Here is a 12,718-nt window from a genome sequence, read left to right on the forward strand (position 1 = left end):
GCCGGACCGGGCCTCAGTCGGGTGTGTGGACCGGCAGCGGGCCGGTCCACGGTGAACTGCCGACCACGTTGAACGCGCGGACCCGGTAGTGGTAGGTGACCCCCCGGGCCAGGCCGGTGTTGGTGAAGCTGCGGCCGGTGACGGTGAAGCTGGCCACCTCCCGGTCGAACGCCGGGTCCACCGCGCGCTGCACCACGAACCCGGCTCCCGGGCCGGTCGGGGCGTCCGCCGCCCAGCTCACCGACACCGTCGCCGTGTCCGGCGCGGGGACGCCCACCGTCGCGGCGACCCTCGTCGGCAGCTCCGGCACCGGTGGGGTGGTCACCGTCGCCACCGTCGACCACGGGGACGCCGCGCCGAGATAGGTGGCCCGGACCCGGTAGTAGTACGTGGTGTCCGGGGCGACCGCCGGATCGAGGTGGTGGTCGGCCACCGGCACGGCGGTGGTGCCCGGACCGCTGGTGAAGGTCGGGTTGGTGGCCCGCTGCACGTCGAGCCCGGTGGCGAAGGAACGGTTCACCCAGCGCAGCGCCACCCGCAGCGGGGCCGCCGGTGGCACCGTCGCGGCCAGCCCGCCCGGCGCGGGCAGGCGTACCGACGCCGGGCTGCTGTTCGACCAGGCCGAGCAGCCGGCCGCGTTCTCGGCCCGGATGCGGTAGTGGTAGGTCACGCCGGGGGTGATGCTGGCGTCGGTGTACCGGGTCGCGGTCGCCGCCACGGTGATGGTGGTCAGGCCGGCGGTGAAACCGGCGTCGGTGGCCCGCTGGAGCAGGTGACCGGTGGCCGCCGGTCGGCTGCCGTTGCCCGTCCAGGCCAACGCGATCGCCGGCAGCGCGGTCGCCGAGCCGGGCACCGGGGTCGCGGTCAGCCCGGTCGGCGCGCGGGGCGACACCCGCAGCACCAGCGGCCGGCTCATCCCCAGGTCCCGCAGCCCCGCCGCGCCGCTCACCCAGCGGAACTCCCAGCCCAGGTTGACCTGTTGGTTGACCACGATCGCCGGCCGGCCGTCGCAGGGGCTGACTCCGGTGGCGTCGAGGCGTACCCCGGCGGGTCGGGTCGGGTCGAGCAACCGCAGGCTGTCGCCGACCTTGAACGGCAGCGGCGGCACCTCGGGACGCAGCGCCACCACCACGTCCTCGGCCGGGTTGACCCGGACGGTCTGCTTCCAGCCCCGTTCCCCGCCGTCGGGGGCACGGACCGTGCCGTCCCCGCCGATCCGGTTGACCACCTGCACGTCGCAGCCGTCGAAGCGGACCGGGTGGGTCTGCCGGCCGGTCCCGCTGATCCGCCACACCTGGATGCCGTCGGCCGGGTCGGCCGGCCCCACCGTCGGGTCGGCGGCGACGAGGATCTCGGTCGCCGGGTCGGTCGGGCCGAGCGGCAGGGTCACCGGACCCAGCGGGCCGGCACCCGGATGGGGTACGCCGAGCCGGCCGGCCCACCGCCCGTACTCCGGCTCGAAGACGGTCCCCACGGTCTTGACCTGGATCGGCAGGGTGACCGGCGCGGTGCCGCCCGGCGGGGTGAAGGTGAGCGAGGTGGCCTGCGCCGAGGCGGCCGTCGCCCGCCCGGTGGTGGTGCCGAACGCCGGGTCGTACACCGGGTGCGGCACCACCGGCGGTCGCTGGCTGGCGGCGTACGCGGCGGGCAGTCGCTCGGCCAGCCGGTCCAGGTCGTACCGGCGGCCGGGGACGCCGGCCACCCGGAACTGGAGCACGGTACGGGTGTTCGGGCCGTACCCGGGCAGGGTGCCGGGGCCGCCGCCCTCGGCGCGGTGGTCCCCGGCGGCGGTGTGCCGGTCGTAGCGGGGGTCGAAGCCGGGCAGCGGGGCCGGACAGTCGTTGTAGAGCAGCACCGTCGCGCCGGGCGGCAGGGTGGAGAAGTCGACGATCACGTCGGCCCGTTCGCCGGGGGCGAGCAGCAGCGCGGCCGAGTCGACGTTGAGCACGGTCGGGTCGCGTCGGTCGTAGCGGTAGCCGACCGGCCGGTTGGGCAGCACCACCGGGGCGGGGAGCAGCCCGCACTCGTTGCCGATCTGGATCATGGATGGGCCGGCGGCGGCCGGATCGGGCACCCCGCCGTCGCGCCCGTCGGTGGGCCAGTCGGCCGGCCGGCCGGGGGCGCGGACCGCGTCCACCATCGGCACCTCACCGGCGTCGGCGTCGGCGAGGCTCCCGTCGGGCCGCCACATCGGCCCGTCGGAGCGGGCCCGGTAGAGCTGCAGGTTGAGCGACCGGTCGGCGCAGCCGTTGACGATCCGGAACCGGTACGCCGTCGGCTGCACCCGCAGGTACGGGTAGGCGACCCCGTTGACCAGCATGGTGTCCCCGTACGCCTCGGGCACGGCGCTGGGGTGCGGCACCCCGGGGGCCTGTGGCGGCTCCTGCGGGGCGGCCACCGGGTCGTGGTGCGGGTTGTCCACCGGCCCGACCCGGGGTCCGTCCCCACCGTCGGTGCCGGGCAGCCACGGGCCGTAGTCCCAGCGGCCGGTGGGGTTGCGCCCGTGCTCCCGGTACGGGTCCTGCCGGGGTTGGTAGACGTGCGGGTGCCACAGGTTGCCCCGGGTGCCCCAGCGGTCCCGGTCCCAGGTGGGGTCCTCGGCGGCGAGCTGGGCGTCGTCGGGGACGAAGGTCCGGTCCTGGATCACCAGCGGGACCTGGTCGGCGGGGAGCACCCCGTCGGCGGTCAACTCCTCCTCGACCGGGTCGGTGAGCAAGTAGAGGGCGAACTGGCCGGACAGGACGGTCAGCCGGGACAGGCCGAGGGTGTTGTCGTGCAGGCACATCAGCCGGCCGCTCTGCGCGTTCGGGTAGTAGAGCGTGGTGGCGCCCGCACCGGGCGGCGGCATGTCCGGCACGTGGGTCAGGCCCGGCCCGGTCGGGTACGGGGTGATCTCCCCGGCCGGGGTCACCCACTGCCACGGGTTGCCGGCGCTGATCCACCCGGTGTGCGCGCCGGACAGGTGCGGCACGGCCCGGTTCTGCGGGTAGGGCGCCGGCCCCTCCAGCGGCCCCGCCCCGGCCCCCGGGAGGCTGGTGTCGACAGGCAGGAAGAGGTCCCCGGCCGGGCCGGTGGGGAGCTGGTTGATGAACTTGATCCGGACCGGCCGCCCCCGCCTCGCCATGATCAGCGGCCCGAGGTGGTAGGGCCGCTCGGGTGGGGCGACGGTGTTGTGGCCGTCCGGGTCGGTGCCCAGGTTGAGCTGGCGGTAGCCGCGCAGCCGGGTGGTGGGCAGGTCCCGGTGCAGCCGCTGGGTGTACTCGACCAGCCCGATCTCGTAGTAGTCGCAGCCCGGCCAGCTCACCGTGTCCGGGGTGGCGACCGGCAGGTGTCCGCCCAGTTCGGTGCGGCCCGCCGGGCCGGGCAGCGGCAGCGCGTCGACGAACTTGCGCAGGCCGGTGCCGGTGACCACCCGGCCCTGCGGGTCGCGTACGGGCAGCGGGCTGCCGGCGAAGTTGGGCACCGGGCCGAAGCAGCGCGGCACGGCGGCCGGATCGAGGGTCGCCGGGGCGGGATCGGGTTCGCCGGTGCGGGCGGCCGGCACGGTCGGCCGGTCGGGCCGGTGGAGGCGGACGACCCGGGTCGTCCAGTGCGGTCGCAGTCTGCGGAACAGGGTCATGGCTCTCCCCGGGCACGGGGACCCGCCGCCCCCACCCCGGCGTGGTGGGCGGTCGCGTCCGATGGTGACGAACGGTGAGCACTCACTCGCAGCATGCGACGTCGGCGGCCGGATAGGAATTACCCATTCGTCCGTGTCTGCGGGTTGTCCCGTCAGACGGGAGGGGTTCCCGGGTCGGCCGGCGGTGGCGTCGGCTGGCAGGTCGGGCACCAGTAGGTGACCCGGTCACCCAGGTCCTCCTTGGCGATGGCGGTACCGCAGCGGCGGCACGGCTGGGCCCGCCGCCCGTAGACGTAGCTGGTCTGGCCCCGGCGCAGCGAACCGGTGGTGCTCTGGGTCCACCGGCCCCGGTTGGCGGCGAGCAGCCGCTGGGCCAGGGCCACCGTGCCGGGCAGGTCGGGCACCGCGCCGACCGGCGTCCACGGGGAGATGCCGCGCAGGAACAGCAGCTCGCACTTGTAGAGGTTGCCCACCCCGGCCAGGTTGCGCTGGTCGAGCAGCGCCTCGCCGATGGTCACCCCGGGGGCGGCGGCCAGCCGGCGGACCGCCTCGGCCGGGTCCCAGTCCGCGCCGAGCAGGTCGGGGCCGAGATGCCCGAGCAGGCGCTCCTCCTCGGCGGTGGGCAGCAGGGCCAGTTCGTGCAGGTGGTAGCCGACCGCCACCGCCTGCGCGCTGCGCAGCACCGCCCGGATCAGGTGGGCCGGCCGGGCCGTCCAGCGTTCCCCCGGGGCGTACGCCCGCCAGACGCCGTCCATCCGCAGGTGGGAGTGGAGCGTCCAGGCGATGGTCGACGTCACCGGGGCCGGTGCGGTCAGCCGCAGCAACAGGTGCTTGCCCCGGCTGGCCGACTCCGTCACCGTCCAGCCGGTCAGGTCGGTGGTGGCCAGCGCGGGCACCCGGAAGTCGCTGCCGGTGAGCCGGGCGCCGGCGAGGGCGCGGTGCAGGACGCGGGCGGTGTTCCAGACGGTGTCTCCCTCGGGCACCCCAGCATTCTCCCTCGTCCGAGCATAATTCGCATGTATCGCTATTTGTAGCGTGCTTCCTGTCGATCTACGAAAAAATGCACTATGAGGGGGTCTTGAGGAGAATATTATGGCCTTTGGCCCTTGTCGTCCCCGATCGTCCCTGTTGGTCGGTCTGCTGACCCTGACCCTGGCCGGTGGTCTCGTCCCGACCGCCGCCACCGCCGCACCCCGTACCCCCGGCCAGAGCACCGGCCACGCCGCCGCCCCAGCCGCACCCACCGCCGGGGAGCACTGGACCGTCGACCTCGCCGTGGCCGGCGGCGACGACGTCAACGTCCGCTTCGGTGCCGGCCTGCTGCGCCTCGCCGACCCGCACCCGACCCGGCGCACCCGGCCCGCCGCCCTCGGCGCGCCGGTCGCCGAGGGGGTGCTGCTCGCCCCCGCGCGCACCCTCACCGGCCCGGCCAACCGGGTCCGCGTCGACCTCACCGCCGAGGCGGCCACCGGTGCCACCGTCGGCGTCCAGGTGCGCGGCTGGCGGGCCACCGGCTGGACCGAGTGGCGGGAGGCCGGCACCGGGCCGGCCGTCTTCGACCGCCCGGTCACCCGGGTCCAGGCCCGGGTGCTGCTCACCACCCGCGACGCGCACGCCGCCGCATCGGTACGCGCGGTGCGGCTCACCGCCGACACCGCCACCACCGCCGCCCCGGCCCCCACCGCCGTACGCAGCTACCGGGTCTTCGCCACCCGGGAGGGCGAGGTCGGCGGGGTCACCGCCAACGGGCACACCATCGGAGCCCGGGACCACTTCGTCGCGCTGCCGTCCCGGCGTGGCCTGTCCCCGATCGGCACCGGCGACTACACGGTGCGGGTCTGCACCACCAGCGGCAGCCGCTGCGAGTACGCACCCGTCTGGGACGTCGGCCCGTGGAACACCCGCGACGACTACTGGAACCCCGCCGCCGTCCGGGAGAACTGGAAGGACCTGCCGCAGGGGCGACCCGAGGCCCAGGCCGCCTACCAGTACGGCTACAACGGCGGCAAGGACCAGTTCGGGCGTACCGTGCTGAACCCGGCCGGCATCGACCTCGCCGACGGCACCTTCTGGGACGGCCTGCTGCTCACCGACAACGCCTGGGTCGACGTGACGTACCTGTGGACCGGCAGCGGACCGCGCGGCGTCATCGGCTCCGGGCCGCTCAACATCCGCACCGGCCCCGGCACCTCGTACCCGGTGCGGGGGCTCGCCGCCACCCACGCCAACGTGCCCATCCAGTGCTACGTCACCGGGCAGACGGTCGCCGGGACCTACCGGACCACCAACCGGTGGAACCGGCTGGCCGGTGGCCAGTACGTCAGCCACGCGTACGTGTCCACGGTGTACGGCGGCACCGTGTCCCGCTGCTGAGCCGGTACGCCGCCCCCGCCCCCGACCGGCCGGGTCGGGGGCGGGCGTGGCTCAGGGCCGCTCGTCCGGGCGGGGCGGGCGGACCATGTCCTGGTAGCGGGGGTGGCTGGCGCCGTACACGGCGAAGTTCAGCCGGGCGTGGGTGAGGCTCAGGTCACCGTTGGGACCGCCCCGCACCACGTCGGCATCGGCGTCGCCCTGGCCGTCGTCGGTCCAGAAACAGACCGGACAGGTGCCCCCACCCGTCCGGGACGCACAACAGGGACAGCCCACCGGAACCCACACTTCACCCACCGCAGCAGCATTCCATACCGGACGCCCGACAGGGAGCGCAGCTCACCCTCCGGGGCGTCCCCGCACCGTCACCGTCGCACCGGGGGCGACCCCGAGCAGGTCCACCGCCCGACCGCCGTTGCGGGCCACCGCCACCAGGCCGGCGGAGTCGACGAGCACGACCAGGTCCCCGGCCGGCGCGTCGGCGAACGTCGCGCCCCGCACCGCCGGGTGGCCGTCGACCCGGACCGTTCCCGGCAACGCCGCCAGCAGGTCGGCCCCGGCGGCGAGCTGCACGTTGCCGAAGTGGTCCACGGTGAGCACCTCGGCGGTGAACCCGTCGGCCTCCCGACGCAGCACCGGCGCGGGCAGGGTCACCAGGCTGGCCGGATCGACAGGCGGGCCCGCGTCGGCCGGCGGGTCGCCGAGCGCCAGCCGGGCCGCCACCGGGGCGAACACGTCCCGGCCGTGGAAGGTGCCCGACACCTCCGCCGCCACCCACCCCGGCGAGGTCAACTCGACCGCCGCGGTGACCCCGCCCAACGCCTGCGCCGCCGCCGGCAGCAGCCCGTTGTCCGGCCCGACCAGCAGCCCGCCCGGTGTCACCAGCGCCACCCCGCGCCGGGCGGTGCCCACCCCCGGGTCCACCACCGCCACATGCACCCCGTACGGCAGGTACGGCACCGCCTGGGCGAGCACCGCCGCACCGCGCCGGACGTCCCCCGCCGGCACCAGGTGGGTCACGTCGATCACCCGGGCGGCCGGGGTGATCCGGCCGATCACCCCGTGGCAGACGGCGACGAACCCGTCGGTGAGCCCGTAGTCGGTGGTCAGCGAGATCCAGGGGGTCGGGGTCATGCCGGCAGGCTAGTGCGGTGACCGCCCTATCACTGACCGGACACCCCGACCGACCGACCGGCCGGTGCCGGGCGCGCACCCGGTTCGGCAGACTGCCGGGGTGACCAAACGCCTCCGCCTCCTGCCCGTGACCACCACCGTCCTGCTCGCGCTGGCCCTCGCCGGCTGCGGCGACGATCCCGGCGACGAACGGGACGGCGGGGCGTGGGCCGACGGACGGTCGAAGGCCCCGGCCACCAGCGAGGCGGCTCCGGCCGAGGGCCCACCGAAGGCCGAGAAGTCGGGCAGCACCCCCCGGGAGAGCCCCTCCACCCCGCCGTTCGTGCTGCCGACCAAGAAGACCAGCGCCCCCGCCGCCCGCAAGGTGGTCGACGCGTTCAAGGCCGCCGGCCTCAAGGTGCCCGACCCGCGTGACCGTTCCAAGGACTGCGGCCCCAACGGTACGGGCGTCGGCTGCGCCCAACTGATGGTCACCGACGCCGTCTCGGTGTACGTCTTCCCCGACGAGGCGAGCGCCACCAACCAGACCGACGTGTGGGGGACCAAGGCGTACCGGGCCGGTGCGGTGGTGCTCAACTACCTGGGCACCCGGACCAGCGCCGCCGAGCAGAAGCGCTACAACGACGTCCTGGCGAAGCTCGGCTGACCCCGCCCGGCTCCGGCCGCCGCCGGTCGGGGTGACCCGGCCGGCGACGCGGGGTGGCCCGCCCGGTCAGCCGCGCAGCCGCAGGCCCCGGGGGGTGGCCCGGAAACCGGCGGCGGTGAGCGCGTCGTGCAGCGGCGAGGAGTGCACCGCCCCGCCGTCGGCGCGCTCCACCGACATCGCCCCCAACGCGCCGGAGTGCACCGCGTCGGCGAGCGCCTTGCCGGCGGCGGCCAGCGCGTCGGCGTCGTCGGTGAAGGAGAGGATCGTCCGGCCGCCCCGCTCGACGTAGAGGGCCAGCCCGCCGCCGACCAGCACCACCACCGCCCCGGCCTTGCGCCCGGCCCGGTGCCCGCTGCCCGGGGCGGCGCCGTCACCGGAGTCGACGGCCCGCTCCGGCCAGGGCAGCGCCGCACCGTACGGGTTGGCCGGGTCGGTGGCGGCGAGCACCGTGGTCGGCCCGTCGCCGCGCCCGGAGTCGGCCGGCTCGGCCAGCGCCCGCAACCGGTCCACCGCCCCGGGCACCGCGAACTGCGCCGCGCCCAGCCCCTCCACGAAGTAGCCGCGCCGGGCCGCGCCCCGTTCCTCCAGCGCGGCGAGCACCGGGTAGACGGCGGCGAACCCGCCCACCACCTGCTCGGCCACCACCGCGCCCCGGGTCACCACCCCGTGCCGGTCGAGCAGCAGGTCGGCCAGGGCGGCGGCCCGCCGGGTCGGGTCGGTGTCCCGCTCCGGCAGCCGCGACCAGCGTCCGGCCACCGTGGGCGGACCGCCCCGGCTGGGCAGCGCCACCCGACCCGGGCGGCGGTACCGGGTCCGGGGGGCCGCCGGACGGGACCGGTGCGCCCCGCCCGCGCCGAGCGCCGCCCGCAGCGGGGCCAGGGTGTCGTTGGTGAGCCGCCCCGCCCAGACCAGATCCCAGATCGCCGCGCTGAGGGCGGCGTCGTCGGTGGAGCCGACCCGGTCGGCGAGCGAACGGAAGAACAGCGCCTGACCGTCGGCGAGCGCGTCCAGCACGGCGTCGTGCAGCGGGGTGCCGGCGAAGCCGTCGTCCGGCGGGGGGAGCAGCAGCGGTGCGACGTCCGCGTACGCCAGAGTGATCCACCCGTCGCCGCCGGAGATCGCCCCCGAGCCGGCCCAGACCACCTCCCCACCGGCACACAGCTCGTCGAGCTGGGCGGGGGAGTAGTCGGCGACCCGGGCGGGCAGCACCAGCCGTTCCCACGCCGACGCCGGTACCGCCGTGCCCTGCAACTGCTCGACGGCGGCGGCCACCGCCTCCACCCCGCGCGCCGACGAGCCGATCTGCTGCCAGCGGGGCAGGAAACCGGCCAGCACCCGGGGCGGCACCGGCTCGATCTCCCGGCGCAACGCGGCGAGCGACCGGCGGCGCAGCAGCCGCAGCACCTCGGCGTCGCACCACTGGGTGCCGACGCTGTCCGGGGCGAACTCGCCGGAGACCACCCGCCCGGTCGCGGCGAGCCGACGCAACGCCTGCTCCACCACGAACACCCCGAGCCCGAACCGGGCGGCGCAGGTGGCGGCGGCGAACGGCCCGTGGGTGCGGGCGTACCGGGCGACCAGGTCGCCGAGCGGGTCGGCCACCGGAGTCAGGTACGCCTCGGCCACCCCCACCGGCAGCGCCACCCCGAGCGCGTCGCGCAGCCGGGCCGCGTCCTCGATGCCCACCCAGCGGTCCGCACCGGCGATGCGGACCCGCAGCACCCGGCGGGCCGCCGCCAGCTCGGTCAGCCAGCCCTCCGGTACGCCCCGCTCGGCCAGTTCCGCTCCGGTCAGGTCGCCGACGACCCGCAGCAGCTCGACCACGTCCTCGGCGTCGCGGGGGCGACGCTGCTCGGTGCGCCAGCGCACCTGCCGTTCGGTCTCGGCGAGCACCGCCGGGTCGAGCAGTTCGCGCAGGTCGACCCGGCCGAGCAGCTCGCCGAGCAGCGCCGAGTCCAGCGCCAGCGCGGCGGCCCGGCGTTCGGCCAGCGGGGCGTCCCCCTCGTAGAGGAACGCGCCGACGTAGCCGAAGAGCAGCGACCTGGCGAACGGCGAGGGGCGTTCGCTCTCGACCTCGACCAGGCGGACCTTCCGGCTGGCCAGGTCGCGCATCAGCTCGGCCAGGGCGGGCTGGTCGAAGACGTCCTGCAGGCACTCCCGGGCGGCCTCCAGGGTGACCGGGAAGTCGGCGTACTCGCGGGCCACGTCGAGGAGCTGGGCGGCGCGTTGGCGTTGCTGCCACAGCGGCTGCCGGCGGCGCGGGTCACGCCGGGGCAGCAGCAGCGACCGGGCGGCGCACTCGCGGAACCGGGCGGCGAACAGCGCGGAGGTGCCCACCGAATCCTCGACCAGCTGGGCGATCTCGTCGGGGGCGAACACCACCACGTCGGCACCGGGCGGCTCGTCGGCGGTGTCCGGCAGCCGCACCACGATCCCGTCGTCGGAGGGCATGACCTGGGCGTCGACCCCGTAACGTTCGGCCAGCCGGCGGCCGATCGCCAACGCCCAGGGGCCGTTGACCCGGGCCCCGAGCACGCTGTGCACGGCGAGCCGCCAGTCGCCCAGCTCGTCGCGGAACCGCTCCACCAGCACCGTGCGGTCGTCGGGCAGCGAGCGGGTGGCGGCCTGCTGTTCCCGCAGGTAGGCCAGCAGGTTGTCGGCCGCCCAGTCGTCCAGGCCACCGGCGCGCAGCGCGCCGCGGGCGGTGGTGTCGTCCTGGCGCAGCAACGCCCGGACCCGGCTGCCGATGGCCCGGCCCAGCTCGACCGGCCGGCCCAACTGGTCGCCCTTCCAGAAGGGCATCCGGGCGGCCTGCCCGGGCGCGGGGGAGACCAGCACCCGGTCGGGGGTGATCTCCTCGATCCGCCAGGACGACGAGCCGAGCAGGAAGACGTCGCCGACCCGGGACTCGTAGACCATCTCCTCGTCCAGCTCGCCGACCCGGGCGGCGCGTTCCGCCCCGGCCAGGAAGACCCCGAACAGGCCCCGGTCGGGAATGGTGCCGCCGCTGGTGACGGCGAGGCGCTGGGCTCCCGGCCGGCCGGTGAGCACGTCGGTGGCCCGGTCCCAGAGCAGCCGGGGCCGCAGCTCGGCGAAGGCGGTCGACGGGTAGCGGCCGGAGAGCATGTCGAGCACCGCGTGCAACGCCGAGTCGGGCAGCTCGGCGAAGGGCGCGGCCCGGCGGACCAGCACCGCCAGGTCGCCGAGCGACCAGGGTTCGAGGGCGACCATGGCGACGATCTGCTGGGCGAGCACGTCGAGCGGGTTGCGCGGGTAGTGCAGCTCCTCGATCGCGCCGGCCGTCATCCGCTCGGCGACCACCGTGCAGGAGAGCAGGTCGCCCCGGTGCTTGGGGAAGACCACGCCCCGGGACACCGCGCCCACCTGGTGCCCGGCGCGGCCGACCCGTTGCAGGCCGGCCGCGACGCTCGGTGGGGCCTCGATCTGCACCACCAGGTCGACCGCGCCCATGTCGATGCCCAGCTCCAGGCTGGAGGTGGCGACCACGGCGGGCAGCCGGCCGGATTTGAGCGCCTCCTCGATCTGCTTGCGTTCCTCCCGGGAGACGCTGCCGTGGTGGGCGCGGGCGATCACCGCCTCCGCGCCGGCCGCCGTGCCCGACTGGGCCATCGCCTCGGCCGGTGGGCGGGGTGTCCGCAGCGGCCCCACCGGGCCGCCCCACCGCTGCGCCCCACCGGGCCCGTCTGCTTCGCCCGGCCCGTCGCCCGCCCCGCCCGGCCCGTCGCCCGCCCCGGCGGGCGGGGCGGCTGCGGCGGCTTCCCGTTCCTCGGTGGCCAGCTCGTTGAGCCGGGCGCAGAGCCGCTCGGCGCTGCGCCGCGAGTTGGTGAACACGATGGTCGAGCGGTGCGCCCGGATCAGCGCGAAGACCCGTTCCTCGACGGCCGGCCAGATGGACGCCCGGCGGGGGCCGGGGCCGCCGAGGGCGTCGTCCGGTGGCTGCTCGGTCTCGTCGAGCCGGGTCATGTCCTCCACCGGGACCTGGACGCTGACCTCGATCGTCTTGGGGGTGGCCGGCTGGACCACGTCGACCGGGTGGGCGCCGCCGAGGAAACGGGCGCACGCGTCGATCGGCCGGACGGTGGCGGACAGGCCGATCCGCTGGGCGGGCCGGGCCAGCAGCCCGTCGAGGCGCTCCAGGGAGAGCGCCAGGTGGGCGCCACGCTTGGTGCCGGCGACGGCGTGCACCTCGTCGAGGATGACCGTCTCGACACCGCGCAGCGATTCCCGGGCGGCGGAGGTGAGCAGCAGGAACAACGATTCGGGAGTGGTGATGAGGATGTCCGGCGGGGTGCGGGCGAAGGTCCGCCGCTCGTCGGCGGGGGTGTCGCCGGTACGCATCCCGACGGTGATGTCCGGCGGTGTCACGCCGAGCCGGGTGGCGGCCTGCCGGATGCCGGCGAGCGGGGCGCGGAGGTTGCGTTCGACGTCGACCGCGAGCGCCTTGAGCGGGCTGACGTAGAGCACCCGGCAGCGGTGCCGGGCGTCGTCCGGGGGTGGCGCGTCGGCCAGCCGGTCGAGCGACCAGAGGAACGCCGCGAGGGTCTTGCCCGAGCCGGTGGGCGCGACGACCAGGGCGTTGCGGCCGGCGGCGATCGAGCGCCAGGCGCCGTTCTGGGCGGCGGTGGGAGCGGCGAAGGCGGCGGTGAACCACTCCCGGGTGGCCGGACCGAACCCGGCGGGAACCGCTGTCCCGCCCGTCACGCTGTCCCGCCTGTCACGCCGCCCCGCCCGTCACGCCGCCCTGCCCTGTCGCCCCGTCACGCCCCCATCCTGCCCCGGCGGGGTGACATTCCACCGGAACCGCTGCCGTTATGCCCAACTAAGAGAAAATTGCAGGCCGATTGTACGTTTTGCGCTTTAAGTCTTACTTAACTGCTTGCTTGTGACCCACAACATAAAGTAACTTCTCCCGGAACGCCGCACCAGGT

Annotated in this window: 7 protein-coding genes; 2 read left to right on the top strand and 5 right to left on the bottom strand. The window is 75.8% G+C overall.

Annotated elements, in window-relative coordinates:
* Positions 1–13 precede the first annotated feature (13 nt).
* Both JQX11_RS05695 and JQX11_RS05700 read right to left on the bottom strand, forming a co-directional pair.
* Positions 14–3,619 (bottom strand): fibronectin type III domain-containing protein, encoded by a 3,606-nt coding sequence (locus JQX11_RS05695; RefSeq protein ID WP_204923915.1) that lies wholly within the window; start codon positions 3,617–3,619, stop codon positions 14–16.
* Between the two features lie 152 nt (positions 3,620–3,771).
* Complete coding sequence (locus JQX11_RS05700) at positions 3,772–4,602, bottom strand: DNA-formamidopyrimidine glycosylase family protein (RefSeq protein WP_204923916.1); 831 nt, start codon at positions 4,600–4,602, stop codon at positions 3,772–3,774.
* Between the two features lie 145 nt (positions 4,603–4,747).
* On the opposite strand from JQX11_RS05700, the gene JQX11_RS05705 reads away from it, so the two are divergent.
* Entirely contained in the window at positions 4,748–5,992 is a 1,245-nt protein-coding gene (locus JQX11_RS05705) for a DUF8814 domain-containing protein (RefSeq protein WP_232377254.1), read from the top strand.
* 51 nt (positions 5,993–6,043) lie between these two features.
* Here the strand turns inward: JQX11_RS05705 and JQX11_RS32170 are convergent, their stop codons facing one another.
* Complete coding sequence (locus JQX11_RS32170; RefSeq protein ID WP_088645607.1) at positions 6,044–6,286, bottom strand: CPCC family cysteine-rich protein; 243 nt, start codon at positions 6,284–6,286, stop codon at positions 6,044–6,046.
* A gap of 42 nt (positions 6,287–6,328) precedes the next feature.
* Positions 6,329–7,123, bottom strand: coding sequence for an SAM hydrolase/SAM-dependent halogenase family protein (locus JQX11_RS05715; RefSeq protein WP_204923918.1), 795 nt, complete (start codon positions 7,121–7,123; stop codon positions 6,329–6,331).
* Positions 7,124–7,223: 100 nt separating this feature from the next.
* Here JQX11_RS05715 and JQX11_RS05720 point away from each other — a divergent pair, with 100 nt between their 5' ends.
* Complete coding sequence (locus JQX11_RS05720; RefSeq protein WP_204923919.1) at positions 7,224–7,769, top strand: hypothetical protein; 546 nt, start codon at positions 7,224–7,226, stop codon at positions 7,767–7,769.
* Positions 7,770–7,835: 66 nt separating this feature from the next.
* Here JQX11_RS05720 and JQX11_RS05725 read toward each other — a convergent pair whose 3' ends face one another.
* Positions 7,836–12,491 (bottom strand): Lhr family helicase, encoded by a 4,656-nt coding sequence (locus JQX11_RS05725; RefSeq protein WP_204923920.1) that lies wholly within the window; start codon positions 12,489–12,491, stop codon positions 7,836–7,838.
* Positions 12,492–12,718: the final 227 nt, after the last annotated feature.

The sequence above is a fragment of the Micromonospora humida genome (genome assembly GCF_016901255.1).
Taxonomy (GTDB): Bacteria; Actinomycetota; Actinomycetes; order Mycobacteriales; family Micromonosporaceae; genus Micromonospora; species Micromonospora wenchangensis.

Coding starts and splice junctions, on each gene's coding strand:
- JQX11_RS05695 (WP_204923915.1), bottom strand. CDS start 3,619: ATGACCCTGTTCCGCAGACTGCGACCGCACTGGACGACCCGGGTCGTC.
- JQX11_RS05715 (WP_204923918.1), bottom strand. CDS start 7,123: ATGACCCCGACCCCCTGGATCTCGCTGACCACCGACTACGGGCTCACC.